The sequence below is a fragment of the Salinispora pacifica CNR114 genome, from assembly GCF_000514775.1.
Lineage (GTDB): Bacteria > Actinomycetota > Actinomycetes > Mycobacteriales > Micromonosporaceae > Micromonospora > Micromonospora pacifica.
The window spans coordinates 1-24930 of sequence record NZ_AZWO01000030.1 but is presented as its reverse complement, the minus strand read 5'-3'; the positions used below and the strand labels follow the sequence as shown (position 1 = coordinate 24930).

The following is a 24930-nucleotide window of genomic DNA, read 5'->3' as shown; positions in this document are numbered from 1 at the left end:
GATGCAGACGTTCCTTCCGTACCCCGACTTCCTGGCCAGCGCGGCCGCGCTGGACCAACGTCGGCTCGGTAAGCAGCGGGTGGAGGCGATACAGGTGCTGCGGGGGCTGACCCGTCCGGGTTACGGCTGGCGACACCATCCGGCGGTGAAGATGTGGGCCGGCTACGAGGAGGCGCTGACCCGGTACGGGTTGGACGTGTGCGCGGTCTGGTGCGAGTCGGGCCGAGCCGACACCTGTGCCGCGACGCTCGTCACCGACTTCGCCGCCGCCCGGGGCGGGCGTATCGTACGCACCCAGGCCGAGCTGGCTGACGCCGGTGAGCTACCGCCCTGGTTGGGCCGCGACGACCTGCACCTGAGCCACCGTTCGTCGCTGCTGCGCAAGGACCCCGAGCACTATCGCCCCCAGTTTGGGGACATCCCGATCGATCTGGAATACGTCTGGCCCCGCTCTGATCGCGCCACCGGCTAGGGAGAACCACCGGCGGGGAAGAGCCGCCAGACCGTGACCGGCGTCACCGAGATGGGGCGGGGCGGCGGCTGCGTCGATATCGTCACCGCGGCGACACGGACCGGAGGGAGAGTGGCGGTGGCGGACGCGGAACTGCTTGTCGAGGTGGCCGGTCCGGTGGCGACCGTGGTGATCCATAATCCGGCCCGGCGAAACGCGATGACCCCGGCGATGTGGCGACGACTACCGGGGATGCTCGATCAGCTGGAGGCTGACCCGGCGGTACGGGCCCTGGTGCTCACCGGAGCCGACGGCACCTTCTGCGCCGGCGCGGACCTCGGTGACCTGGACGAGCTGCTGGACGCCGGTGACGCCAGTATCGCCGTCACGGCCGAGGAGCGGCTCGTCGACTTCGCCAAGCCGACAGTCGCCGCGATTCGGGGCGCCTGCGTCGGTGGTGGGTGTCAACTCGCCGTCGCCTGCGATCTGCGGCTCGCCGCCGCCGACGCGCGCTTCGGCGTACCTCCGGCCCGGCTCGGCCTGGTCTATCCGGCGCCCACCACCCACCGGCTGGCCCGACTGGTCGGGCCGTCCACGGCGAAGGCTCTGCTCTTCACGGCGGAGCTGATCGACGCCGAGCGGGCGCTCCGGGTTGGTCTGGTGGACGAGGTGCTGCCCGCCGCCGCCCTCTCGGCCCGGGTCGGTGCGGTTACCGCCGCGGTGACCGCGCGGTCTCAGCTCAGCGTCAGGGCGGCCAAGGAAATCATCGACGGGCGGGCGGACGACAACCGGATCGCCTGGTGGCACGGGCAGGTGCGGGCCAGCGGGGAGGCCCGGGAGGGCGTGGCGGCGGCCAACGAGCGCCGACCGGCCCGCTTTCCGTGGTCCCCGCCCGAGGTGGGGCCCGGCGAAACGGGCGGCACCGGGTAGCGGCTTGGGCGCCCCCGCCCGATCAGTGCCCTCGGGCGAGCAGGCCCCGAGGGCGGATCGAGTGGACCGGCTCGGTCGCGCCGCCCTCGTCCCGCAGGATGTGGTTGGCCGCGAGGATGCCGGTGGCGGCGGAGCGCTCCATCAGCGCACTGGGGAAGTCGGTGCGGATGCCGTCGCCGGCCAGGTAGAGCCGGGCGGCGTCGGTGCGGACGCCGGGCCGCTCCGCGTGGCCGCCGGGCGGGAACGCGGGCGCCTGGGCCTCCACCCGGGCCCGCAGCTCACGGATCCGCAGCCGCCCCGCCTCCGGCCAGAGGGGCCTCAGCTCGCGCCACATCCGTTCGGCCAGTTCCTCGGCGGGCACGTCCGGCTCGCAGGCGTACGCGTGCAACTCGACCACCGCGCCGCCGTTGCGCGCCGCCCAGCGGCGGGACTCCGCCTCCAGCCGGTGGTAGAGCGTCACCGAGTCGAGGGTGGGCTGCCGGGAGACCCCGCTGAAGACGGCCCGCCCGGGATCCACATCCCCGGCACACCAGTAGCGGGCCACCGCGTACGGCGGACCGGGTCGGCCGAACGCGGGCATTCGCGCTACCAGGTCGGGGGCGGCTTCGGCGAGGATGGGGGAGGCCGCGACCAGCGCCGCGAGGGCCGGTGGGTCGACGGCGAGCACGACGTGCCGGGCCTCGTACGCGCCGGCGGCGCTCACCACCTGCCAGCCGGCGGCGTCGCGGTGCAGCCCGGTGGCCGCGGCCTCGGTGATGATCCGGCCGCCGTGTTGTTCGAGGTGCCGGGTGAGGGGCTGCCAGATCGAGGTCGCGTAGTCCGCCGTGGGGCAGTCGAAGGCCAGCCCTTCCGGGTTGCCCAGCAGGTAGAAGTGGAACTGGGCGATCATTTCGGCGGCGGACATCTCCGCTTCGTGGTTGAAGAACGAGTGGGAGAAGACCTCAAAGAGCATCGCCCGGGCTCGGTCCGGCAGCCGGAGCGAGGTGAGCAGGGCGTCGGCGGTGGTGTCGTCGAACTCGGCGTACGTCTGGATCGGGTCGTAGCTGAGCAACGGCAGCGCGGCGTCTCGGTTCATCGCGCGTAGGTCCCGCAGGCGCAGGCTGGGGCTGCGGAGCAGAAGGGCGAGCAGGTTCGCTGGCGCCGCGGGCGGCAGCTTGCCGAACTCCTCGGTCGGCCAGCGCGCGGACAGGACCGGGTAGCGCGGGATCTGCCGGAGGAAGCCCAGCGTCGGGTCGACCCGGCGGAGGATGTTTCGCCAGTTGTAGTACTGGCGGAAGAAGGCGTGGAACCCGTGTTCGTTGGTCCGGGTGCCGTCGGGCGACGCCTCCGGCCACGCGCCGAGCCGTCCGCCGATGGTGGGGGCGGCCTCCAGGACGGTGACCGGCACTCCCCGTTCGGCCAGCACCACCGCTGCGGACATGCCGGCGATTCCGCCGCCGACCACCACGGTCGGTGCGGGGCGCGGTACGCGCGACGGGCCCCCACCGCCCTGCTCCACCACCTGCTCGCGGACGCCGAGCAGCCGACCCGCCAGTTGCGACAGCGTCATCGTCCCAGTTTGCCGGAGTCGGACCGGGGTGGAGATTGGACTCGCGCTACTGATCCGTCACGATCGTGATCGATGGGCTGCGCGAGGGGTGCCGGCTGTCTACGATGCGCCACATGACGGGGCCCTTCGATCGTGCGTGGTGGACCGGGCGGCGGCTCCGAGGCAACAACGACCCCTGGACCCACTACGTGGTCTGTGGCCACGACGCCCTGGCGTACTGGGTGGTCAAGTCACTGCTCGGCACCGAGCCGCAGCTGACCCGGATCCGGATCACGCTGGTGGTGCCCAGGCGGCAGCGGACGGACAGCCCGGACGGTCGAGATCTCGACGGCATCGAGGTCATCCGGGCTGACCGGCTCGACGAGGTGACGTTTCGCGAGGCCCGGCTGGACCGGGCCGAGGGTTTGGCGTTGCTGCACCAAGACGATGTGGGCAACATGCACGCCGCGCTCTGCGCACAGGAGGTCCAGCCGAGCCTGCGGTTGGTGGTGCGGATGTTCAACACCAGCCTGGCCAACGGGGTGCGACAGATCTTCCCCGACTCGGCGGTGCTCTCCGACGCCGCGATGGCGGCCCCTGCCTTTGTCGCCGCCGCGCTGGGTGAGGTCGCGCCGGCTCACTTCCGACACGGCGGCCGGACCCTCTATGTGGCCCGCCGCGTCGATCTTCGCGACGAGGACATCGTCTGCCCGGTGGCGGATACCCGCGATCCGCGGGAGGTTCGGGTCCTGCCCGCGGACGCGACCGCCGCCGACGTGGTGCTCGCCGGGGCGGCCGGTACGCCACCGGGAACCGAGGTGGCAGCACGCCGACTGCGCCGGGCCCGGCGGTGGCGCCGGCCGGCCACGATGCTGCTCCGGGCGGTCCGCGGCTTCGCCACCCGTCGGATCGGCATCGCCGTGTTGGTGCTGCTGGCGGTGATCGTCGTGCTCGGCGGCCTCTACGCCAGCACCGCCGAGGTGAGCTGGGGGGAGGCGCTCTACCTGACCCTGGTCACCGCCCTGAGCGGGCAGGACCCGGACGCCGCCAAGCCGCTCGGCGAACAGGTCCTCCAGGTGGTCCTCAATCTCTCCGGGCTGGCCCTGATTCCGTTGATCACCGCTGTGGTGGTGGACGGTCTCGTCAACGCCCGGCTGGCGCTGCACTCCGGGCGGCCCCTGACCGACCGTGCCGGGCACGTGGTCGTGGTCGGCCTCGGCAACATCGGGATGCGGGTGACCGCCCAACTCCGCGACTTCGGCGTCGAGGTGGTCGCTATCGACAAGAACCCGGAGGCGCGCGGTGCGTCGCTGGCCCGGCGGCTCGGTGTGCCGCTGGTGGTGGGGGACGCCTCCGCCGAGGAGACCCTGCGTGCCGCCTCGGTAGCTACCTGCCAGGCCCTCGTCGTGGTCTCCACCGACGACGGGGTGAACCTGCGGGCCGCGCTGACCGCCCGCTCTCTCAACGACGATGTTCAGGTGGTGCTGCGGCTCTTTGATGGGCATTTCGCCGAGCGCGTCCAACGGTCCTTCGGTATCGGTGTCTCGCGGAGCGTGTCGTACCTGGCGGCGCCGTCGTTCGCCGGCGCCCTGCTGGACCGTGCCGTCATCGCCACCATCTCGGTTGGCCGGCACGCCCTGTTGGTCACCGAGGTCCCGGTAGCCGCCGGCTCCGCACTCGAAGGTCAGCCGCTCGCCGCCGTTGGTCGCGCGGGGAGCGTCCGGCTCCTCGCCCATGCCCGCTCCGGCCAGCGGTACGAGTGGGAGTTCGACCACCGGCTAGTGATCATGGCCGGGGACCGGTTGACGGTGGTTGCCCGCCGGGCCGGGCTGAACGCCCTGCTCCGTGCGGCCGGCCCGCTCGATGCAGAGGTTCCCGGACCCCCGGCCGGCTCGTCTCCGGAGGCCGCACTGCCCCCGGGTGGCTCGTTCCCGGGGGCCGCACTGCCGCCGGGTGGCTCGTCTCCGGAGGCCGTACTGCCCCCGGGTGGCTCGTCTCCGGAGGCCGTACTGCCCCCGGGCGGCCCGCCCCTGCCCCGAGCGGGGGAGCAGGACGGTTCGGTTGGTCAACAACCCGACCCTGCCGATTAGCCCAGATCTCGGAAGGGCGCCAGCACCAGGGAGAAGCCCCTGATGCCCATGCCGCAGGCCGGGGCCAGTGTTGTTCGGTCACCGTTCGGCTGGTCAGGAGGGTGCGCCGCTGAGGACCTCGACGGCACCGGTGTCGAGGGAGTAATAGGCGCCGACGATGGCGAGGTCCTGCTTCGCCACGAGTGGGCCGAGGTCCGGGCTGGAACGCAGGCCGTTCGCGGCCAACTCGATCTGGGCACGGATCATGGCATCGATCGGGTCGTTGCCCTCCGCGGCGGCTACCTGTTCGTACGCCGGCTGCAGGGCGGTGACGACCTCCGGCAGGTTGCCGGGCAGCGTTTCGCCGTCATGAAGGGAGGCGTACGCCGCCTTGATGGCGCCGCAACGTTGGTGACCGAGGACGACGATGAGCGGAGTGCCGCTGGTCAGGGGCCCGAATTCGACAGAACCGGTGACCACCGGGCCAACCGCCTCGCCGCCGGTGCGCGTCACGAAGAGGTCGCCCAGGCCGACGTCGAAGATGAGCTCCGGTGGCACTCGCGAGTCAATGCAGGAGAGGACCGCCGCGAAGGGCTTCTGCTCTTGGGCTACGGCCTGACGCCGGGCCGGGTCCCGGTTGGGGGCCTGCGGGTCGCCTTGTGCCCACCGCTGGTTGCCCTCCATCAGCCGTTCGAGTGCTGCCTTGGGTGTGGTGGGTGGCGCTTCGGGGGAGGCGCTGGTCGTTGGCGTCTGCGCCTCCGTCGATGAGCAGCCCGCGAGCGCGGCCACCGTGCCGACGAGCGCGCTGGAGAGCAACGCCCGCCGATTCGGGCGTACCACTCTATTCATTAATTTCCCCTGAACTTATTCATAGCCATACTCTCACCCTTGACCAGGGGAATTATACGTCGAAGCTCCCAGAAGCGGACACAATAGGCGATGTCACTCGGGTGTTGAGCAGCTCCACGCCCTCGACCCACGCGACAGCGGTCCGAGTCAGTTCGCGCGCTCGGAGGTCCGCCGCCGACGGTCCTGGTCGATCCGCCGGGGCAGCGGCACGTCATCCCAGGGCACCCGGTGCAGCACCCGGTCCAGCAGGAGGCCGAGGAGCAGCCCGGCGATCGAGTCCGTCAGCCAGTGCCAGCCCAGGTACATGGTCGTGGCGAACACCACCAGGGGCGGGACGACCCGCGCCGCGACGGCGAGCCGAGGTGGCAACGTGCGCCCGTATGTCTCCAGCAACCGGGCGAGGAGCAGGACGATCACGCCCCACCAGATGATCGTGTTGACGACGTGCCCGGACGGGTAGGAGCGGGTGAACTGCAGCGCCAACTCGTGCTGGAAGAGCGGCAGAGTCTGCTCCGGCGCGAGGAAGGGCTCTTTCCCGCTCGCGCTGGGCGCGGGCCGGGCCGTCGTCACCTTGAGTCCGCCGACGACAAGGTTGATCAGGATGAACCCGGCGACCGGTGGCAGCAGTGGGCGGGCGGAGCGGAGTCGTACGGCGAGCAGAACGCCGAGCCCGACGGCGGTCAGGGTCAGTGGGCCGCCCTGGCCGAGGTAGTTGAGGATGAGGGCGGCCCAGTACGCGGCGGCCGGGCGGTGCGCGTCCGACCAGTCGGCCACCGCCCGGTCGAGGCCGAAGAGGTGGTCGGCGGCGAGGGCGGTGGTCAGGGCCACCAGACCGGCGAGGAGCAGCCCGTCGAACCACCAGCCGGCCGGGCGGACCGGCCGGAGCCGTACCGCTCGCCACCGGGTCATTGCCTGCCGCATCTCGGCCACGCTACCGGCCCGTTCGGCCCCCGGCCCGGTTCGGGTGGCTGTGTGCCAAACCACGCGGGGAGGCGTTCCGGCGGGTGAGGGCGCAAACTGGAGTGCGTGCGGATCACCTCGGCTCTCGTAGACCCGGCGCTACTCGACCTGCCCTGGTCGACCCCGCTGGTGGAGTGGCCGGCGCAGCACCTGGTGGCGCTGCCGCAGGGCATCTCTCGGCACGTGGTCCGGTTCGTTCGGCTCGGCGGCTACGTGTACGCGGTCAAGGAGACCGGCGAGCGGGTGGCCGAGCGGGAGTACGACCTGCTGCGGGCCCTGGAACGGATCGACTTCCCAACGGTGGAGGCGGTGGCGATCGTCGCCGACCGGCAGACCGAAGCCGGGGAACCGCTGGACCCGGTGTTGATCACCCGGCACCTCCAGTTCTCCCTGCCCTACCGGGCGCTCTTCTCGCACACGCTGCGGCCGGAGACGATGGAGCGACTCCTCGACGCGTTGGCCGCGCTGCTGGTCCGGATGCACCTGACCGGCTTCTTCTGGGGCGACTGCTCGCTGTCGAACACCCTCTTCCGTCGGGACGCGGGCGCGTTCGCGGCCTACCTGGTGGACGCGGAGACCGGGGTGCTGCACCGCTCGTTGTCGAACGGGCAGCGCGGTGAGGACCTGGAGATCGCCCGGGTGAACATCTTCGGTGAGGCGTTGGATCTACAGGCGGCCGGGCTGCTGCACGAGTCGATCGACCCGGCCGTGGTGTGCGAGGAGGTCGTACAGCGGTACGAGCGGCTGTGGCATGAGATCACCTACGAGCAGCAGATCGAGCGGGAGGCTCGGCACGACATCGAGGGCCGGATCCGCGGGCTCAACGAGCTGGGTTTCGACGTGGCCGAGATCGCCGTGTCGACGATCGACAACGGGCGGTATCTGGTGCGGCCGAAGGTGGTGGACGCCGGCTACCACACCCGGCGGCTGCTTCGCCTCACCGGTCTGGACGCGGAGGAGAACCAGGCGCGTCGGCTCCTCAACGACCTGGACGCCTACCGGGCCGAGAGCGACCTGGTCGATGAGCAGCAGGCGGCACACCGCTGGCTGACCGAGGTCTTCGAGCCGGTGGTCCGCGCCGTGCCAGCGCACCTGCGCCGCAAGCTGGAACCCCAGGAGATCTTCGCGCAGATCATCGAGCACAAGTGGCTGCTCTCCCAGCGGGCCGGCCGGGACGTCGGCATGGCCCCGGCGGTGCAGTCGTACCTCGGGGACGTGCTGGCGCACCGCCCCGACGAGCAGGCGGTGCTCGGGGTGGAGATCTCGCCCCCGGGCTGACTGGCGGCGCGCGCCGCCGTGGACCGACGCGGCCCGGTCAGTCCAGCCAGGTGCCGGCGCGCATCACCCGGACGACGTTCAGGTCGTCTCCGAGCACCACCAGGTCCGCTCGGAGACCCGGCTGGAGGGCGCCGACCCGATCGCCGAGACCGATCGCCCGGGCGGGCGTGGTGGCCACCATCCGGGCGGCCTCCGGGACGGCGACCCCGGTGGCGACCGCGTTCCGGAAGGCGGCATCCATCGTCAGCGTGCTGCCGGCGACCGGCCCGTCGCTGGCGAGCCGGGCCACGCCGGCAGTCACCGTGACCCGCTGTCCGCCCAGCTCGTACTCGCCGTCGGGCTGGCCGGCGGCGGCCATCGCGTCGGTGACCAGGGCGGTCCGCTCCACACCGGCGGTGGTGGTGGCGAAGGCGAGCATTCCGTCGTGTAGGTGTACTCCGTCGGCGACCAGTTCGCAGACCACGGTGGGAGCTTCCAGCAGGGCGATCACCGGCCCCGGCTCCCGGTGGTGCACCGGGCGCATCGCGTTGAACAGGTGGGTGGCGACGCTCGCGCCGGCGGCGACGGCGGCCTGGGTCTGCTGGTACGTGGCATCGGTGTGGCCGATCGCCGCGACCACGCCCTGGGCGGCGAGGAGCTTGATCGCCGCGGTCGCTCCCTCGCGCTCCGGGGCGAGGGTGACCATCCGGATCGTCCCCTGGCCCAGCTGCAGCAGCTCGGTCAGCTCCGCGGTGGAGGGGTCGCGCAGGTACGCCGGGTTCTGCGCCCCGCAACGGGCCGCGGAGAGGTACGGGCCCTCGAAGTGAATCCCGGCGAGCACCCCCTCGGCGACCAGTGGCCGATAGGCGGTGGTGGCGGCGCGCATCAGCTCGAACGGCGAACTCACCAGGCTGGCCAGCAGGGTGGTGGTGCCGTGCCGGAGGTGGAAGCCGGTGGCGGCCCGGGCCTCGTCGGGGTCTCCGGTGGTGAAGGTGTGTCCACCGCCGCCGTGGGTGTGGATGTCCACGAACCCGGGGAGGATCCAGTGCCCGTCCCGCCCGGACGGGTACTCGGCGACCGCGGTGATCTGCTCGTTGTTGATCTCTACGCAGCCCTGGCGGATCACCCCGGCGGGGGTCACCACCCTACCGGTCACCCGTACCGTCATCGCTTCTCCAGGCTGTCGAGGGCGAGTAGGGCGGCGCCGAGGCAGCCCGCCTCGGCGCCGAGGGCCGCCGGGACCAGCCGTGGCTCGCGGTGGAAGGTCATCCGGTCGTGCAGCGCGGCCCGCAGCGGGTCGAGCAGTTGGGCGCCGGCCCGGGCCAGCCCGCCGCCGAGCACGACCGTCTCGACGTCGAAGAGCGCCTGGCCGGTGGCGAGCCCGTCGGCGAGGGCCGCGACCGCCTCCGTCCAGACCTGCTGGGCCAGCCGATCGCCGGCGGCGGCGCGGGCGGCCACCTCGGCCGCGCTCGGCCCTGGTGTGCTGCCGGTCAGCTCCGCGTAGCGGCGGGCGACCGCTGCGGCGGACGCGACCGCCTCCAGACAACCGGCCTGCCCGCAGCCGCAGCGCGGACCGCCGGGACGGACCAGGATGTGGCCGAGCTCCCCGGCAGCGCCGTGCGCGCCGGCGGCAGCCGTTCCGTCGATCACATGGGCGGCGGCGATGCCGGTGCCGATGGCGACGAAGAGGACGTGTCGGTCGTTCTGGCCGGCGCCGAGGCGCGCTTCGGCGATGCCGCCGACGCGGACGTCATGGCCGAGCACCGCCGGTATCCCGAGCCGGGTCGTGGCCAGGGCCCGCAGCGGCACGTCGCGGAAGCCGACGTTGGACGACCAGATCGCCACCCCCGCTGCTTCGTCGATGACGCCGGGGACGGCGAGGCCGAGCGCCACCGGAGTGAGCCCTTCGCGGCGGGCGGTGTCCGCCAGGCCGTCGGCCACGTCGAGGATGGTGTCGACCACGGCCGCCGAACCACGGGCGGCCTGGGTCGGGTGGTGTTCGGTGCGCGCGGCGGTGCCGTCTCGGTGGACCAGGGCACACTTCATTCCGCTGCCGCCGACATCGATCGCGACCACGACCTGCTTCCGGTCGGGTGCGCCGTCCGGAGCGCTCAGCTTCCCGCCCGGCTCCCCGCTGCTCATGCCAGCACCACGGAGCGGGCGAGGTGCCGCGGCGCGTCGGGGTCGAGGCGACGGCTGGTGGCGAGCGTGACGGCGAAGCGCTGCGCCAGGATCAGGTCGGCCATCGGGTCCAGCGGTGTGCGACCGGCGGCCCAGTTTCCGATCACGCTGCGGCACCCGTGGGTGCGGCTGTGGACGAAGGCGGCACCGGTGGCCGCCACATCCTCCGCAAGCCCCGCGGGCAGGTCACCGAAGGCCCAGACCAGTCGGCCCGGTGCGGCGACGGAGATCGGGCCGTGCCGGTAGTCCATGGCTGGGTAGGCCTCGGCCCAGAAGGTGGCGGCCTCGCGGCACTTCAGCGCCGCCTCGTGGGCCAATCCGACGGTCCACCCCCGGCCGAGGAAGGTGACCTGTTCGATCTGGGCGGGGTCGATCGGTAGGGGGGCGCGTACCGCCACCTCGGCGTCGGCGGAGAGCGCGGGGATGTTGTCGCCCAGGTGGGCGCGGAGCAGGGCCAGCGCGGTCGTCGCGAATCGGGTCTGCACCACCGCGCGTTCGTCGGCGAAGGCCAACGGCACCGTGGCGTCGGCCAGATCGGCGGCGAGGGCGGCGGGGTCACCGACCAGGACGGTGGTGGGCAGCACTCCGCGGAGCGCGGCGAGCAGCTCGGTCACCTCGGTGGTGGTGCCGGAGCGGGTGATCGCGATCAGCCGGTCGTAGCGGCGGCCGGTGGGAAATTCACTGGCCTGGAAGGCGTCGGTCTCGCCGTGGCCGACGTGCTCGCGGCGGGCGGCGTAGGCCATCGCCATGAACCAGGAGGTGCCGCATCCGACGACGGCGACTCGCTCGCCGGGCTGGGGCAGCTCGGCTACCGAGGTGGCCAGCCGTGCCGCGGTCCGCCAGCAGTCGGGTTGAGTCGCGATCTCCATGTCGACGTACGACATCAGGGGTTCTCCAGAACGTGCGCAATTTGGCTCGTTAGGCCCGGCTTTCGCGCGCTATTGTGCGCCGATTCGGGTGGCGGTGGCAACCAGGCCGAGGATCGAGCAGAACCGGCGTTGCCTTTACCTAGTTTCGCGCACTAGTGTGCACGCACAATCACCAATCGTGCAGCCGCTGGAGGGTTCGGGGTGGACCGGTACGCGAGATGGAACGCCCTGCTTGAGATGCTGACCGACAGCGGTCGGGTCAGTGTCGAGGGGGCCGCCGAGCGTCTGGCCGTCTCGCAGGCCACCATCCGTCGGGACTTCGACCAGCTCGCCCAGCAGCAGATGATCACGCGTACCCGGGGTGGGGCGGTCGCCAACGGCGTCTCGTACGACCTGCCGCTGCGGTACAAGTCCGCGAAGCACTCGGCCGAGAAGCAGCGGATCGGCGCGGCTGCCGCGGCGCTGGTGTCCCCGGGCACGGTGGTCGGCCTCAACGGCGGCACCACCAGCACCGAGGTGGCACGAGCGCTGGCCGTACGGCCGGATCTGAACACCAATGCCGAGGGTGCCCAGCTCACCGTGGTCACCAACGCCCTCAACATCGCCAACGAGCTGCTGGTGCGGTCCCGGATGAAGGTCGTGGTGGCCGGTGGGGTGGTGCGACCCAAGTCATTCGAGCTGGTCGGCCCGCTGGGTGGGGCCCTGCTGCGGGAGGTCACCCTGGATGTGGCCCTGCTCGGGGTGGACGCGGTTGACCCGCAGCTCGGTGCCGCCGCCCACCACGAGGGGGAAGCGGCGATGAACAGCCTGATGGTGGCGCGGGCGAAGCGGGTGGTGGTGATCGCCGACTCCTCCAAGCTGGGTGGCCACGCCTTTGCCCGGATCTGTCCGGTGGACCGGATGGAGACCCTGGTCACCGACTCGGGTGCGGCGCCCGAGGTGGTCGCCGCCTTCCGCGCCGCTGGCGTGCGGGTGGTCTGTGCCTGACTCGCACGACCAACTCTTCTTTCGCCGCTTTCCGCCGCGATGCACGGATTGGGTATTGTGCAAAGGGTAGTACCACGTATTGTGACGTGAGTGCCGCCAACGGGGGAGGTGCAGCTTGACGGCTGTCCTGGAGATAGCAGGTCTGCAAAAGTCCTATCGAAGCCGAAGGCGCGGCACCCGCAACGCGCTCGACGGCTTCGACATGCGGGTGGAGGCGGGCCAGGTGCACGGCTTCCTCGGCCCGAACGGTTCAGGTAAGACGACCACCCTCCGTACGCTGCTCGGTCTCATCCGGCCCGATGGCGGCCGGATGAGACTGCTCGGGCACGAGGTCCCGGCCGAACTGTCCGCGGTCGCCGGTCAGGTCGGCGCGATCGTGGAGAGCCCGCAGTTCTTCCCACACTTCACCGCTCGGGACACCCTGTCCCTGCTGGCCGGCGCGGGTCAGGTCCGCTCCACCCGGATCGACGAGGTGCTGGAGTTGGTGGGGCTGCGCGACCGGTCCCGGGAGCGGGTGAAGACCTACTCACTCGGCATGAAGCAGCGGCTGGCCGTCGCCTCCGCCCTGCTGAAGGAGCCGCGACTGCTGATCCTGGATGAGCCCGCCAACGGGCTCGACCCGGGTGGCATCCGGGAGATGCGGGCGTTGATGCGGAACTTGGCCGAAGCGGACACCACGGTGCTGCTCTCCAGCCACATCCTCGCCGAGATCCAACTGATCTGTGACTCGGTCACGATCATCTCGATGGGCCGCCGGGTCGCGTTCGGCCCGGTGGAGAAGGTGCTGGCGGCCCACTCGGCCGGCACCGTCCGGGTGCGCCTGGAAGCGGTGGCCGACCTGCCGGACGCGAGTGAGGCGCTGACCCGGGCTGGGTTCCGGGTCACCCGGGAACCGGACCACCTGCTGCTCGCCGGGGTGGAGGAATCCGCCATGGTGACCCGCCTCCTCGCCGGTCAGGGCCTGTACGTCAGCGAGTTGACCTGGGTCGACGCCGATCTGGAGAGCGTCTTCCTTGAGCTGACCGCCACCGCGCCGGCCCCCGGCCAAAGCCGGCAGGTCGACCAGTCGGCGCGGCCCGCCACGGTGGGTCAGCGCAGCGCAGGAGGGTGGGGCGCGTGAGTCTCTACCGTGCGGAACTACGCCGGCTGGTGCTGCGGCGCCTAACCCGCTGGGCGACCGTGCTGGGTCTGGCGGTGTTGGCAACCGTGGCCGTCGGGGTCTTCCTGTCGAACCAGAAGATCGACGACGCGGCCTGGGCCAAGGCCGAGGTGGCTGCCGAGCAGTACTGGCAGCAGCAGGTGCGGCAGACCGAAGAGATTCGGGCGGGGTGCGAGCAGGCGGCGGCCCAGGGCGACCAGTCGGATCGCTTTCCCGCGGACTGCTCCCAGATCTCGTCCCCACCCCGGGACGCCTTCCCGGCGGAACAGTACCTACCGACCACCTTTGACTTTCGGGCCAGCTTCGGCCAGACGCTGACCGCGCTCGCGGCGATCCTGGCCCTGGTCGGTTTCGTGGTCGGCTCCTCGTTCGTGGGCGCCGAGTGGAACACCGGCGGCATGATGACCATGCTGTTGTGGCGGCCGAAGCGGGTGACTGTCCTGCTCACCAAGCTGGCCGCCCTGCTCACCGGGCTGCTGGCGTTGGCGGTGACCACGACGGTGCTCTGGTTCGGCAGTTTCTGGCTGATCGCCACCACGCGTGGCAGCACCGAGGGGATGACCGCCGGTGCCTGGCAGTCCTTCGCCCTGACCGGCCTGCGTGGCGGGGTGCTCGCCCTGGTCGCCGCTGCTCTCGGCTTCGGGCTGGCCTCGCTCGGCCGGCACACCGCGATGGCGCTGGGTGGCGCGGTCGGGGTGGTGGTGGTCGGGCAGTTCGGTCTCGGAGTGCTGCTCAGCCTGACCGAAGCGAAGTTCATCGAGGCATGGTTGCTCCCCACCTACGTGCAGGCCTGGGTGGAGAAGGAGGTCGTCCTCCGGGACTGGCAACTGTGCCAGAGCAACCCCTTCGGTCCATGCGAACCGGAGACCCTGACCCTCACCTGGCAGCACTCGTCCGGGCTGCTCGTGGCGGGGCTGGTGCTCGTCCTCGGCGGTGCGTGCTGGGCGATACGTCGGCGAGACATCTCCTGACGCCCGCCGGACCGCGCCCCCCGGACCGCGCCCGCCGGACCGGCTCGCCGTCCGGTGAGCCTTCCCGCCAACCCGCTCGCCCCGCCGCTGGGCCAGCCGTCTCGTGCGGCTGGCCCAGCGGCGCACTAGGCTGAGGCACTCCCGGGTCGGCCGTACCGAGCCGACCGCCCCCGCGAGGAGGGTCATGCCGCCCGACACCGCCCCGACCGCCGCCGAACCCTCCGGCGACGGGCGACCTGGCGACGGGCGCGGGCGCTCCGTCGTACCACCGCCCCGGCCGGTGCCCGAGGCGGAGGCCGTCGCCTCCGCCGACCTTGAGCCGGACGTCGCGGGGGTCGACGGCGGTGCGTTGGCCGACGCCGACGGCGGTGCGTCGTCGGGCGACGCCGCGCCGGGAGGCGCCCTCGGCTCGACCGCCGGACTGACCGAGCGAGAGCGGGACATCCTCGACTTCGAGCAGCAGTGGTGGCGGCATCCGGGCGCCAAGGAGCAGGCCATCCGGGACCGGTTCGGCTGCACCGCCACCCGCTACTACCAGCTGTTGAACGGGTTGCTGGACAACCCGGCGGCCCTGGCTGCCGAGCCGCTCCTGGTGGGGCGGCTGCGTCGCCTGCGCTCGGCCCGAGCCCGCGACCGACGTCGCTGAGGGGCCGACCCACGGCCGGCCCCCGCGGTCAGCGCTTTTCGTGCATGCGCAGGCCGTTGCCGATGGCGAAGAAGGTCGGAGCCCACTCGCCGATGAAGATCCCCCAGCGGTCGGCGCGGGCCATGCCCGCCCGCTCCAGATGCTTCGAGAGGAACCAACTGCCGAACGACAGGCCAATGCTTATGAAACCCGCGAGGTAGGCGTGCTCGGCTCGGAGGCCGGTCTCGTGTAGGCGCTGCAACATCCGCGATCCCCCTGTCGCAAAAGTCGGCTCGTGCCACGGAAGCCCGGCGGGCCACCAGTGCTGACGCTACCTGCTGCGGTGGCGCGGGACGGAGAATTCAGCAACGGAGGGTGAGGAGGATTCGGGTAGGGCCAACTGGCCGATCTCTTCGTCCGGATCGTCAGTCCGCCCCGTTTGAGCTGGACGCTCGCCGATGAGCCCGGCAGACTGCCGGACGTGGCGGGTGACGTGCGGTTGGAGCCGGTTAGTGAACGCAACCTCGAACCGTTGCTCTCCGTAGCTGCTGCGGAGGCGGATCCGGCCGATGTCATGCCGCCGGTCGAAGCCCCGGCCGGCTGGTCGCAGGCCCGACGGGAGGCGTTCCGCGAGTTCCACCGGGCCAGCTTCGCCGGGTTGCCGGGCCCGACCCGCACCCGGATGTACGCCGTCCTCGCCGCCGGCGAGGTCGTCGGGGTGATCCGGATGACCCGCTGCGACGAGCCGGAGGCGGTCGAAACCGGGCTGTGGCTGGGGCGTTCGGCGCGGGGCCGGGGGATCGGAGCGGCCGCGCTCCGGGAACTACTCCACAAGGCCGCCGCGGCCGGCATGCGCCGGGTGGTCGCGGCGACCACCCCCGACAACCGGGGTGCGCTCTCCGTGCTCACCAACTGCGGCGCGCGGCTGCGCGAAGCGAACGGCCAGGTCCACGCCGAGTTGTCGCTGGACGCCACGCCGAAGGATCACTGACGTTTCTTCGCGTACTCGGCCAGCCAGGTGACCTGGGCCGGGTCCAGGGAGGGGCGTACGCGGGTGCGGGCGACCGCGACGTGGGCGGTGGTCACCGTCGCCGCGGCGAGTGATTCGCGCATCGCGGCGAGCGCCGCCTCCCGGACCAGCGCCGCGCAGTCCGCGGCGGAGAAGCCGTCCAGGTCGCTGGCGAGCGCGCCGAGGTCCACCTCCGGTGCGAGCGGCACGGTGCGCGACGCCGCCCGCAGGATCTCCGCGCGGCCCGCCTCGTCCGGCGGCGGGACGTAGACCAGCCGTTCCATCCGGCCGGGGCGCAGGAGGGCCGGGTCGACCAGGTCTGGGCGGTTGGTCGCACCGACCACAACCACGTTGCGTAAGGACTCCACGCCGTCCAGTTCGGTGAGGAGGGCGGCCACCACCCGGTCGGCCGTACCGCCGTCGGTGGCCTGGCCGCGTATCGGCGCCAGCGCGTCCACCTCGTCCAGGAAGACCAGTGTCGGCGCGGCCTCGCGGGCCCGGCGGAACAGCTCGCGCACCGCGCGCTCGCTCTCGCCCACCCACTTCGACAGCAGCTCGGCGCCCTTCACCGAGAGCACGTTCGCCCGGCCGGAGCCGGCCAACGCGGTCACCAGGTACGTCTTGCCGCAGCCCGGCGGGCCGTAGAGCAGCACCCCGCGGGGCGGCTGCACCCCCAGCCGCGCGAACGTGTCCGGATAGGTGAGGGGCCACAACACCGACTCGGTCAGGGTCTGCTTGACCTCGGCCAGGTCCCCCACGTCGTCGAGGGTCACCGACGCCAACTCCAAGGTCGACGCGGCCATCGTGGTCGGGCGGACCACCGCCAGCGCCGCGTGCAGGTCGGCCATCGTCATGCGGGGCTGCTCCACCGTCTTCTGCCGCAGGGCGGCCCGGACCCCCGCTTCGCGGACCAGCGCGGCCAGGTCGGCGGCGACGAAGCCGGGCGTACGCGCGGCGACCTCGTCCAGCCGTACGTCCTCGGCCAGCGGCACCGGTCGGGTCAGCATCCCGAGCTGCTCCCGGCGCCGGGCGGCGTCCGGCAACGGGACGCTGACCCGCAGCGAGAGCAGGTCCGGGGTACGCAGGGCGGGGTCCAGGGCGTCGAGGCGGCTGGTGGTGCAGACGACGGCGGTCCCGGCCGCGACGGTCTCGGCCACCACCTGGCGGAAGACGGTGGCCACCGGGCCGGGCGCGGCGGCCGGGGCGAGCGCCTCCACGTCGGTGACCAGCAGGATGGCCGGTCCGTTGACGCGTACCGCGGCGGCGGCGGCCCGCAGCCGCTCGGCGGCGGCCGAGTTGGTCAACGCGGCGAGCTCCGGCCCCCAGAGCGGCCGAACGCGCGCACCGACCCGGGCGGCGACCGCGCGCACGAGCGCGGACTTGCCGGACCCGGCCGGGCCGTCGAGGAGCACCCCGAGCGCCACCGTGGTGCCGAGTCGGCGCAGCACCGCACCGTGGTGGAAGCCGAGGTCGAGCAGCTCGGTCAGCTCCTCGGCCTGGGCGCGCAGCCCGGGTAGCTCCTCCACCGCGGGTGCCGTTGGGTCGGTCGTCTCCGCCGGCTCGGTTGTCTCCGTCGGCTCGGTATCCCGTGCCCCGGTGGGCGCGGCGGCCCGGGGCGGGGGTATACCCTCGGCGGGGGAGAGCGCCCCGGACGTCGCCAGGCCGTGGGTGGCCGGGTCGTGGGCGGCGAGGTCATGGGTGGCGGGGCCGTGCTCCCACCCGATGGCCGTCTCCATCGTGACCAGCGCCGCCGACGCCGGTGCGGCGGCGGTGACGGTGAGCAGGGTGCTGGTCCAGGCGTAGCCGACCCGGTTGGCCAGGCTCTGCCGGGCCGCCGTCAGGAGGCCACGTAACGCCGGGTCGGGCAGCACCGCCGGGGGCAGCGCCTCCGGGGGTGGCAGCTCCTGCGGCAGCAGCGAGACATCGTCGCCGGTGGTGACCACCTTGCCGAGTAGCGCGAGCCGAAGCAGCTCCGGGGAGATGGCCGCGACCACCTGCGGTGCGCCGGTGAGCACCACCCGGGCGGCGGCGGTGACCGGGGTGGGGCCGACGGTGACCTCACTGCCGTCGCGCAGGCCAAGATTGCCCAGGGTCAGGTCATCGGCGTACAGCAGCCCGGGGGTGGCCTCCGGCTCACTCGCCTCGGCCCGGGCGGCGGTGACCCGCCGACCGGCCAGCCGGACCGGGTCGCCGGGGCGGATCCCGAGCGCGGTGAGCACCTCCGGGTGCAGCCGCACGATGCCCCGTCGGGCGTCCCGCGCGGCCGGCTGACGGCTGGCGGTGAGTACGAGTTCTGGTCCCCCCACCCACCGAACCCTAGCCGGTACGCGGAAGGGGTCTCGGTAACCGCCGCGGTGGCGCGACAGCCTGGCCGGGTTCCCGGTTCAGCCTGGTCGCGGTGGAGCTGCCGATCGGTTTCGGCGCGGGGTTCGCCGCCCTCCAGCCTTGCCAGTCTGGCAAAGATCTTTGCGTGTTCGGGTCGTGTTGCCGGAAGGTGGCACTTCCACGTAATCCGGTGATCGGGAGAGGAACCTGTGATGACTGACTTCGACGCCCTCTTCAATGTTGACTACTGGGACCAGCGATACAGCGAGGCCGGGCCGGTGTGGAGCGGCGCCCCGAACCCCGTACTCGTCGCGGAGGTTGCCCCCCTCACCCCGGGTACGGCCCTGGAGGTGGGCTGCGGCGAGGGTGCGGACGCGATCTGGCTGGCCGGAAACGGCTGGCAGGTCACTGGTGTGGACTTCTCCGCGCAGGCCCTCGCCCGCGCCGCCGAGCGGGTACCCGCCTCCCTGGCCGGGCGGCTGCGGTGGGAGCGGGCGGACATTTGCGACTGGCAGCCCGACGACGGCCCCCGCTACGACCTGGTAACCACGTCCTACCTGCACTTCTCCGGGGCGCTGCGGCGACGGGTGTTCGCCACTCTCGCCACCCGGGTGGCCCCGGGCGGCCACCTGCTGATCGTCGGGCACCACCCCAGCGACCTGGACACCGCCATGCCCCGACCGCCGGAGCCCGACCTGTTCTACACCGCCGACGAGTTGGCGCAGGACCTGCCCGCCGGGGACTGGGAGGTGCGTACCCGGGCCGCCCGCCCGCGCGCCGCCACCACCCCCGACGGCACGCCGGTGACCATCCACGACACCGTGCTCACCGCCCGCCGCACCCGCTGACGACGACAGCGCCGGGCCCGGCGCCCAGCCCGCCGATGGCCCGGTGCTCTCCGCCGACGGCCCGGTGCTCTCCGCCGACAGCCCGGTGCTCTCCGCCGACAGTGGTGCGTTCTGTGTTCACTCAGGCAATCCTCAGCTCTTCCCCCGTAGCGTGAGCCGCATGAGATCGCCGTCACCGGCCGCGTGGATCCGGCGCGCCCTGCCCACCCGTCGGCGTGCGCTGGCCGCGGCGGCGGTGGTCGTCGTCCTGCTCGCCGCCGGAGTCGCCGGGACCCTCCGGCCCGCCGAGCCGGACCTGCGCACCGAGGCGGCGCTGATCACCGTCCGGTCCGGGCCGAGCGGCGACGAGCCGGTCGAGCTGGACACCACGCTGTATCTGCCCCCCGCCGCGGCCGCCGACGCCCCGGTGCCGGCGGTGCTGCTCGGGCACGGCTTCGGCGGCACCAAGGAGTCGGTCCGCGCCGACGCCGAGGAGTTCGCCCGCCGCGGGTACGCGGTGCTGACCTGGACCGCGCGGGGCTTCGGTCGCAGCGGCGGGCAGATCCACCTGGACCACCCGGACTACGAGGTCCGCGACGCGCAGCGCCTGCTGGACTGGCTGGCCGCCCGCCCGGAGGTCGTCACCGACGCCGCCGGGGACCCGCGGGTGGGTGTGGTCGGCGGCTCCTACGGCGGTGCGCTGGCGCTGCTGCTCGCCGGGCGGGACCAGCGGGTCGACGCGATCGTGCCGATGATCACCTGGAACGACCTCGCCCGCTCCTTCCTGCCGGAGCAGAGCGGCGAGGGGCCGGAGCAGGGGGTGTTCAAGAAGGGCTGGGCCGGGCTCTTCTTCGGCAGCGGCGGCAACCCCGGCCCCGCCACCCTCGGTGGCTCCGGCCCGGCCGGCGGCCTTGCCCCCGGTGGCGGTTCCGTCCCGGGCGGCTCCCTCCCGGAGAACGCGGCCACCACGGCCGGCGCCGTTGACCCCTCCTGCGGGCGGTTCGCCGCCGACGTGTGCGCCGCGTACCTGCGGATCGCCACCACCGGGCGGGCCGACCCGGCCGCCGTCGCACTGCTGCGCCGTTCCAGCCCGGCCGGGCAACTCGACCGGATCGAGGCGCCGACGCTGCTGGTGCAGGGGGCGGCCGACACCCTCTTCCCGCTCGCCGAGGCGGACGCGAACGCCCGGGAAGTCGCCGCGACCGGCACCCCGGTCCAGGTGGCCTGGTTCACCGGCGGGCACGACGGCGGCGACGGCCCGAAGTCCGACCGGGACCGGGTACGGCACCTGACCGTGCGGTGGCTCGACCACTACGTCAAGGGCGAGGGCGCGGCCCCCGCCGACGACTTCACCTTCTCCCGGATCGCCGGGTTCGACGCCCTCGACCGGGGTCTGGTCGCCAGCGGCTTCCGCGCCACCGGCTACCCGGGCGTGACCGGCACCGGCCAGCAGCCGGTGTCGGTGAGCGGTCCGGCCCAGTCAATCGCCAACCCGCCGGCCGGCAACCCGGCCGCGATCTCGTCGGTGCCCTTCGCCGGGGAGCTCTCGTCGCTGCTCGACGGGGTCGCCGGGGACATTCCCGGCCAGCACGCCCGGTTCGAGTCCGCGCCGCTGCCGGCGGCGGTGGACGTGGTCGGCGCGCCGACCATCTCCATCCGGGCCGCGTCCCCGACCGGCACGGCCGTACTCTTCGTCAAGCTCTACGACGTTGCCGGTGATGGGTCAGCGACCCTACCGAACGGGTTGGTCGCGCCGATCCGGCTGGCGGGGCTACCGGCGGCCGTCGAGGACGCCGAACCGGTCACCGTCACGCTGCCGGCGATCGTCCGCCGGATCGAGGCCGGGCACCGGCTGCGGGTCGTGGTGGCGACCTCCGACCAGGCGTACGCCACCCCGGTCGAACCGGCCGTCTACAGTGTGGCCCTGGCGGGCGGGGCGGTCACCCTCCCCACGGTCGCCAGCGAGCCGATCCCCACCGACGCCGTCGTCTGGCGCTGGGTGCTCGCCGGGCTGCTCGCCACGATCGTGGTCGGGCTCGTCGTGGTCGTCGCCGTCCTCCGCCGCCGGCACCGGCGTCGGGAGAGCCGGGTCCACCCGGCGTACGCGGGCGTCCCGCTCGCCGTCCGGGAACTGCGCAAGGAGTACGCGGACGGCTTCGTCGCCGTCTCCAACGTCGACTTCGAGGTGCACCCCGGGCAGGTGGTGGGCCTGCTCGGCCCGAATGGCGCGGGCAAGACCACCACGCTACGGGTCTTGATGGGGCTGACCCAGCCGACCACCGGCGAGGTCTACGTCTTCGGGCACCGGCTGGTGCCGGGCGCCCCGGTGCTGTCCCGGATCGGAGCCCTGGTGGAGGGCCCCGGCTTCCTGCCGCACCTGTCCGGGCTGGACAACCTGAAGGCGTACTGGCGGGCGACCGGGCGGCCGTGGGCCGACGCGCACCTCGACGAGGCGTTGGAGATCGCCGGGCTGGGCACCTCGGTGTACCGCAGGGTCCGGACGTACAGCCACGGCATGCGGCAGCGGCTGGCGATCGCGCAGGCGATGCTCGGCCTGCCGGAGCTGCTGGTGCTCGACGAGCCGACCGACGGCCTGGACCCGCCGCAGATCGCCGAGATGCGCCGGGTCCTACGGCGGTACGCCACCGGTGGCCGGGCGGTGCTGGTCTCCAGCCACCTGCTCGCCGAGGTGGAGCAGACGTGCACCCACGCGGTGGTGGTGACCAAGGGGCAGATCGTCGCGTCCGGCCCGGTTGAGGAGATCGTCGGCGAGTCGCCGAGCGTCCTGCTGGAGGTCACCGACCCGGTGGCCGCGCGGGAGGTGCTGGACCGGCTCGCGGGCGTCTCGGTGCTGCCCGACGGCGACGGGCAGCTCGTGGTGGACACCAACGGCACTGCCCGCAGCGAGGTGGTCGCCGAGTTGGTGCGGGCCGGTATCGGGGTGGACCGGGTGGTGCCCCGGCGGCGCCTGGAGGACGCGTTCCTGGCCCTGGTCGGCGAGAACTCTCGGGGAAGCGGGGATCGATGATGGCGCAGACGACGGTCGAGCCCGGCGCGGGAGGCTCCGGCGGCACCCCGTCCGGCGCGGCGGCGGGCTACCGGCCCTTCGCCACGCTGCCGTTGCGGGCCGAGTTCCGGCGGCAGGCGTCGCGGCGGCGGACCCAGCTCGCGTTGGGCTTCATGGTGCTGCTGCCGCTGATCATCCTGATCGCGTTCCAGTTCGGCTCCGGCGACGACGACAATGGGCGTGGCGAGTTCGGCAGCCTGGTCGAGTTCGCTACCTCCGGCGGGCTGAACTTCACTCTCTTCACCCTCTTTGTCTCCGCGTCGTTCCTGCTGGTGGTCGTGGTGGCGCTCTTCTGCGGCGACACGGTGGCCAGCGAGGCGAGCTGGGGCAGCCTGCGCTACCTGCTCGCCGTGCCGGTGCCACGGGCCCGACTGCTCGCGGTGAAACTACTGGTGGCGCTCGCCTACTCGGCGCTGGCGCTGCTCCTGCTCGCCGGCACCGCGCTGCTGCTCGGCACCGTGCGGTACGGGTGGGGGCCGCTACGCAGCACGGTCGCCGCCCAGCTGGAGCCGGGGGAGGGGCTGTTGCGGCTGCTGGCGGTGCTCGGCTACCTGGCCGTCGTACTGCTGGTGGTGGCGGGTCTGGCCGTGCTGCTGTCGGTGTCCACGGACGCCGCGTTGGGCGCGGTCGGCGGGGCGGTGCTGCTCTGGATCCTGTCCAGCATCCTCGACCAGATCACCGCCCTCGGCGTGCTACGGGCCTTCCTGCCGACCCACTACAGCACCGCCTGGCTGGGTCTGCTGTCGACACCGATCCAGACCGACGACGTGGTCCGGGGAGCGATCTCGGCGATCAGCTACGCGACGCTCTTCTGGGGCCTGGCCTTCTGGCGCTTCACCCGCAAGGACGTCGTGTCCTAGCAGCACGCGAGTGCGATCGGTCCACCGTGCTCAGCGGTGCCATCGGCCATTCGTGGTGGCGGCATGCTGGCAGTCGGCGTGTCGGGACTGCCACTGCCGCAACGCCTGCCGGATCAGCTCACCCTCGGTGTGAGCGGTGCGCGCTTCCCGGGTGAGCCGTTCCAGCTCGTCGGCGACGCGGTCGAGGTAGGCGTACACCTGCTCGGGGTCTAAGCCGCGCCACCGCCGCCGGGCGAAGGTCGCGGCGCGAACCTGGGATGAGAACAGGCGTCGGGCTCGGTGGATCATGGCGGTCACGTCCTCTCAGGTCGGGTGGGGTGGGGGCGGCGCCGAGGCGGGCGGGGGCGACCGGCACGTCCGCGCGTGGCGTACCGGCCGGAGCCCGGCACCCGCCCCGGGCCCTTTCCCGCGTCGCGCACGTTCGCGAGCGGGCGTTTGGTGGTCGGGGTGTCGGCGCCCAGAGCCAGCACGTCTGCGCTACCTCGCCGCTCCGCCCCAGCAGCGCGGTGGCGGAAGCAATACCGGGGTACGTCTCGCATGAGTGCGCTGTCACCTGCTCGGTCGCCCAGCCGCCGCTGGTCGTCGGCCTGGGTAGGCACACTGTTACCCCATTTCTTATCGCCCGTGTTCAATCCGCAGCTGACAGTAGCACACTTTACAAGCAATGCTGGTAAAGACAAGGTTGTCGACCATGATCAAAAATGCGAGTGGTCAGATGAGGTTATGCCTCATGCCGTCCCGCTTTGGAGAGTCATCCGGGATGACCTTCGTGCTCGGATCAAGGCGGGCATCCTCAAGCCTGGTGACAAGTTGCCCAGCACGCGGGAGCTTGCGGACCAATATGAGACGAGTCCGGTCACTGTTCGCAAAGCGGTCGATATCCTCATTGAGTCTGGTGAGTTACTGGGTAGGCAGGGAATGGGCGTTTTCGTGGCCATTCCGCCGGCGAGTGATCGTTGAGGTGCTAGGTTCGGGCGGAGCTCTCGCGGGCTGTCCATGACAAGTTTCGCTGATCCCGGTCGCCGCGGGGGCCTGTCATTGAGGTGACCGGTCAAGGGCGAAGTTGCTGACATGGCGCGTTCCCAGGGCGGAGTCAGGGCCCAGGGTCGCGTAGTTGCTAGCGGAGAGCGACGACGCGAGGAACGCCCCGCATGTCCCGCCGTACCGCTGACTACATTCGTGTCGTGGATTCGATCACTGCTCAGATTCGAGCGGGTGAGTTTGCGCCGGGAGACAAGTTGCCGACCTACGCGCAGTTCGCCGACCGCTTCAAGATCAGTGTCACCACTGCCCAAACTGCGCTGCGCATACTTCGGGAACGTGGATTGGTCGAGGGGCACCAGGGCAAGGGAACGTACGTCTCGGAACGTCCAGAGCTGGGGTGGTGCGGTCAGGTAGCACGTGTGATGTGGCCCTCCCTCGTGCTCGGCCCGGGTAAGGGTGGGCCGTCGCTACCGCAACGCTTGCCGGAGTAGCTCCACATGCAGGCCATGCTCTCCTGGCCGTCGGCGCGGTCGCCTACTTGGGATTGCACTCCGGCAGCGGCGCTCCGCCCTGCGGAAGCGTTCTACCACGGGCGTCGGGTGGATTTTTCGGGGGCAGTAGCCGAGTTATCCCGCGAGCGGTGCCGGCGGACAGCCGGCACCGCACCTGGGCGGGGAGAGCGGCAATCAGGTCCGCGCGGGCCCGACCCATCGTGTAGGCGAGCCGAAATCGACTCGCCTACTGCCGCTACGGTATTAGCTGTCAGCGATGCGGATGAGGCCACCGACGGCTCCGATGTACGCGGCGCCGTCGGGTCCGATGGAGATCGGGGCGTAGTGGTTGTTGACAAGTGGTCCGGCTCCGGCCAGTTTGCTCCATACTCGTTCGCCGGTGTGTACGTCGATCGCGGTGAGGTACCACGCGTCCGGATGTCCAAGCAACTGGCCGCCGGGACGGAACGCCAGTTCGTCGGCGGAGGGGTGGGTGTAGGTGTACAGGAGTCCGTTGGCCAGCGAGACCTT

At 72.2% G+C, this 24930-nt stretch carries 24 protein-coding genes and 1 pseudogene; 14 read left to right on the top strand and 11 right to left on the bottom strand.

Annotation, left to right across the window (positions count from 1 at the left end; all coding sequences use genetic code 11):
• The first annotated feature begins 1 nt into the window (after nt 1).
• Together B118_RS0118210 and B118_RS0118205 are read left to right on the top strand one after the other, a co-directional pair.
• On the top strand, nt 2-472 hold the full coding sequence (locus tag B118_RS0118210) for an MSMEG_6728 family protein (RefSeq protein ID WP_018221644.1): 471 nt from the start codon (nt 2-4) through the stop codon (nt 470-472).
• Between the two features lie 111 nt (nt 473-583).
• Nucleotides 584-1381: an enoyl-CoA hydratase/isomerase family protein gene (locus tag B118_RS0118205; protein ID WP_028193171.1), complete on the top strand. Its 798-nt coding sequence runs from the start codon at nt 584-586 to the stop codon at nt 1379-1381.
• A 22-nt stretch (nt 1382-1403) separates the two neighbouring features.
• Here the strand turns inward: B118_RS0118205 and B118_RS0118200 are convergent, their stop codons facing one another.
• Nucleotides 1404-2930 (bottom strand): FAD-dependent oxidoreductase, encoded by a 1527-nt coding sequence (locus B118_RS0118200; RefSeq protein WP_018812392.1) that lies wholly within the window; start codon nt 2928-2930, stop codon nt 1404-1406.
• Nucleotides 2931-3043: 113 nt separating this feature from the next.
• Between B118_RS0118200 and B118_RS0118195 the strand changes: the two genes are divergently transcribed.
• Nucleotides 3044-4999 (top strand): potassium channel protein, encoded by a 1956-nt coding sequence (locus tag B118_RS0118195; RefSeq protein WP_050592832.1) that lies wholly within the window; start codon nt 3044-3046, stop codon nt 4997-4999.
• Between the two features lie 93 nt (nt 5000-5092).
• Here the strand turns inward: B118_RS0118195 and B118_RS0118190 are convergent, their stop codons facing one another.
• Nucleotides 5093-5662, bottom strand: a complete 570-nt coding sequence (locus B118_RS0118190; protein ID WP_028193169.1) for a carbonic anhydrase — start codon at nt 5660-5662, stop codon at nt 5093-5095.
• Between the two features lie 312 nt (nt 5663-5974).
• Nucleotides 5975-6811 (bottom strand): phosphatase PAP2 family protein, encoded by an 837-nt coding sequence (locus tag B118_RS0118185; protein WP_018221639.1) that lies wholly within the window; start codon nt 6809-6811, stop codon nt 5975-5977.
• A 42-nt stretch (nt 6812-6853) separates the two neighbouring features.
• On the opposite strand from B118_RS0118185, the gene B118_RS0118180 reads away from it, so the two are divergent.
• Entirely contained in the window at nt 6854-8065 is a 1212-nt protein-coding gene (locus tag B118_RS0118180) for a DUF4032 domain-containing protein (RefSeq protein ID WP_018221638.1), read from the top strand.
• Between the two features lie 37 nt (nt 8066-8102).
• Here B118_RS0118180 and nagA read toward each other — a convergent pair whose 3' ends face one another.
• Genes nagA through B118_RS0118165 form a run of 3 tightly spaced genes read right to left on the bottom strand, consistent with a single transcriptional unit; the run spans nt 8103 to nt 11109 of the window.
• A complete protein-coding gene (nagA, locus tag B118_RS0118175) occupies nt 8103-9212 on the bottom strand; it encodes an N-acetylglucosamine-6-phosphate deacetylase (RefSeq protein WP_028193168.1) in 1110 nt (369 codons plus the stop codon).
• The gene (locus tag B118_RS0118170; protein ID WP_018221636.1) at nt 9209-10186 is read right to left on the bottom strand and encodes an ROK family protein; all 978 of its coding nucleotides are present in this window, start codon (nt 10184-10186) and stop codon (nt 9209-9211) included. The genes nagA and B118_RS0118170 overlap by 4 nt, the downstream gene beginning before the upstream one ends.
• Nucleotides 10183-11109, bottom strand: a complete 927-nt coding sequence (locus tag B118_RS0118165) for an SIS domain-containing protein (RefSeq protein WP_018221635.1) — start codon at nt 11107-11109, stop codon at nt 10183-10185. Before B118_RS0118165 ends, B118_RS0118170 begins: the two co-directional genes overlap by 4 nt.
• A 186-nt stretch (nt 11110-11295) precedes the next feature.
• Here B118_RS0118165 and B118_RS0118160 point away from each other — a divergent pair, with 186 nt between their 5' ends.
• The 4 genes from B118_RS0118160 (at nt 11296) to B118_RS0118145 (ending at nt 14857) form a co-directional block, all read left to right on the top strand.
• Nucleotides 11296-12081, top strand: coding sequence for a DeoR/GlpR family DNA-binding transcription regulator (locus tag B118_RS0118160; protein ID WP_018221634.1), 786 nt, complete (start codon nt 11296-11298; stop codon nt 12079-12081).
• A 142-nt stretch (nt 12082-12223) separates the two neighbouring features.
• Nucleotides 12224-13201 (top strand): ATP-binding cassette domain-containing protein, encoded by a 978-nt coding sequence (locus B118_RS0118155; protein ID WP_272945103.1) that lies wholly within the window; start codon nt 12224-12226, stop codon nt 13199-13201.
• The gene (locus B118_RS0118150) at nt 13198-14211 is read left to right on the top strand and encodes an ABC transporter permease subunit (RefSeq protein ID WP_018221632.1); all 1014 of its coding nucleotides are present in this window, start codon (nt 13198-13200) and stop codon (nt 14209-14211) included. Before B118_RS0118155 ends, B118_RS0118150 begins: the two co-directional genes overlap by 4 nt.
• A 184-nt stretch (nt 14212-14395) precedes the next feature.
• The gene (locus B118_RS0118145) at nt 14396-14857 is read left to right on the top strand and encodes a DUF3263 domain-containing protein (RefSeq protein ID WP_018221631.1); all 462 of its coding nucleotides are present in this window, start codon (nt 14396-14398) and stop codon (nt 14855-14857) included.
• Nucleotides 14858-14885: 28 nt separating this feature from the next.
• Here the strand turns inward: B118_RS0118145 and B118_RS0118140 are convergent, their stop codons facing one another.
• The gene (locus tag B118_RS0118140) at nt 14886-15101 is read right to left on the bottom strand and encodes a hypothetical protein (RefSeq protein WP_018218042.1); all 216 of its coding nucleotides are present in this window, start codon (nt 15099-15101) and stop codon (nt 14886-14888) included.
• Nucleotides 15102-15317: 216 nt separating this feature from the next.
• Here B118_RS0118140 and B118_RS0118135 point away from each other — a divergent pair, with 216 nt between their 5' ends.
• On the top strand, nt 15318-15827 hold the full coding sequence (locus B118_RS0118135) for a GNAT family N-acetyltransferase (protein ID WP_026185514.1): 510 nt from the start codon (nt 15318-15320) through the stop codon (nt 15825-15827).
• Here B118_RS0118135 and B118_RS0118130 read toward each other — a convergent pair.
• The gene (locus B118_RS0118130; protein ID WP_028193167.1) at nt 15821-18151 is read right to left on the bottom strand and encodes an AAA family ATPase; all 2331 of its coding nucleotides are present in this window, start codon (nt 18149-18151) and stop codon (nt 15821-15823) included. The genes B118_RS0118135 and B118_RS0118130 overlap by 7 nt on opposite strands.
• 231 nt (nt 18152-18382) lie before the next feature.
• Between B118_RS0118130 and B118_RS0118125 the strand changes: the two genes are divergently transcribed.
• A complete protein-coding gene (locus tag B118_RS0118125) occupies nt 18383-19018 on the top strand; it encodes a class I SAM-dependent methyltransferase (RefSeq protein ID WP_018812402.1) in 636 nt (211 codons plus the stop codon).
• Here B118_RS0118125 and B118_RS31825 read toward each other — a convergent pair.
• Complete coding sequence (locus B118_RS31825) at nt 18996-19139, bottom strand: hypothetical protein (protein ID WP_155256563.1); 144 nt, start codon at nt 19137-19139, stop codon at nt 18996-18998. The two genes, B118_RS0118125 and B118_RS31825, sit on opposite strands and share 23 nt — an antisense overlap.
• Nucleotides 19140-19178: 39 nt before the next feature.
• On the opposite strand from B118_RS31825, the gene B118_RS0118120 reads away from it, so the two are divergent.
• A complete protein-coding gene (locus B118_RS0118120; RefSeq protein ID WP_028193166.1) occupies nt 19179-22025 on the top strand; it encodes an alpha/beta fold hydrolase in 2847 nt (948 codons plus the stop codon).
• Complete coding sequence (locus tag B118_RS0118115) at nt 22025-22924, top strand: ABC transporter permease (RefSeq protein WP_018221626.1); 900 nt, start codon at nt 22025-22027, stop codon at nt 22922-22924. Before B118_RS0118120 ends, B118_RS0118115 begins: the two co-directional genes overlap by 1 nt.
• A 30-nt stretch (nt 22925-22954) precedes the next feature.
• Here B118_RS0118115 and B118_RS0118110 read toward each other — a convergent pair whose 3' ends face one another.
• Nucleotides 22955-23221 carry a DivIVA domain-containing protein gene (locus B118_RS0118110; protein ID WP_043541544.1) on the bottom strand — a complete coding sequence of 89 codons (267 nt, stop codon included), beginning with the start codon at nt 23219-23221 and terminating at the stop codon, nt 22955-22957.
• Between the two features lie 327 nt (nt 23222-23548).
• On the opposite strand from B118_RS0118110, the gene B118_RS30645 reads away from it, so the two are divergent.
• Nucleotides 23549-23884, top strand: coding sequence for a GntR family transcriptional regulator (locus tag B118_RS30645; protein WP_408640403.1), 336 nt, complete (start codon nt 23549-23551; stop codon nt 23882-23884).
• A 191-nt stretch (nt 23885-24075) separates the two neighbouring features.
• A complete protein-coding gene (locus B118_RS28525; RefSeq protein WP_238324001.1) occupies nt 24076-24399 on the top strand; it encodes a winged helix-turn-helix domain-containing protein in 324 nt (107 codons plus the stop codon).
• A 264-nt stretch (nt 24400-24663) separates the two neighbouring features.
• Here the strand turns inward: B118_RS28525 and B118_RS28520 are convergent.
• A pseudogene (locus B118_RS28520) lies at nt 24664-24930 on the bottom strand (hypothetical protein); the annotation flags it as partial.

Bases quoted from the DNA above. Each gene is read 5' to 3' on its own strand.
- B118_RS0118165 (WP_018221635.1), bottom strand. From the start codon at position 11,109: ATGTCGTACGTCGACATGGAGATCGCGACTCAACCCGACTGCTGGCGG.
- nagA (WP_028193168.1), bottom strand. From the start codon at position 9,212: ATGACGGTACGGGTGACCGGTAGGGTGGTGACCCCCGCCGGGGTGATC.
- B118_RS0118140 (WP_018218042.1), bottom strand. From the start codon at position 15,101: ATGTTGCAGCGCCTACACGAGACCGGCCTCCGAGCCGAGCACGCCTAC.
- B118_RS0118200 (WP_018812392.1), bottom strand. From the start codon at position 2,930: ATGACGCTGTCGCAACTGGCGGGTCGGCTGCTCGGCGTCCGCGAGCAG.
- B118_RS0118170 (WP_018221636.1), bottom strand. From the start codon at position 10,186: ATGAGCAGCGGGGAGCCGGGCGGGAAGCTGAGCGCTCCGGACGGCGCA.
- B118_RS0118210 (WP_018221644.1), top strand. From the start codon at position 2: ATGCAGACGTTCCTTCCGTACCCCGACTTCCTGGCCAGCGCGGCCGCG.
- B118_RS0118190 (WP_028193169.1), bottom strand. From the start codon at position 5,662: ATGGAGGGCAACCAGCGGTGGGCACAAGGCGACCCGCAGGCCCCCAAC.
- B118_RS0118145 (WP_018221631.1), top strand. From the start codon at position 14,396: ATGCCGCCCGACACCGCCCCGACCGCCGCCGAACCCTCCGGCGACGGG.
- B118_RS0118195 (WP_050592832.1), top strand. From the start codon at position 3,044: ATGACGGGGCCCTTCGATCGTGCGTGGTGGACCGGGCGGCGGCTCCGA.
- B118_RS0118115 (WP_018221626.1), top strand. From the start codon at position 22,025: ATGGCGCAGACGACGGTCGAGCCCGGCGCGGGAGGCTCCGGCGGCACC.
- B118_RS28525 (WP_238324001.1), top strand. From the start codon at position 24,076: ATGTCCCGCCGTACCGCTGACTACATTCGTGTCGTGGATTCGATCACT.
- B118_RS0118120 (WP_028193166.1), top strand. From the start codon at position 19,179: ATGAGATCGCCGTCACCGGCCGCGTGGATCCGGCGCGCCCTGCCCACC.
- B118_RS0118125 (WP_018812402.1), top strand. From the start codon at position 18,383: ATGACTGACTTCGACGCCCTCTTCAATGTTGACTACTGGGACCAGCGA.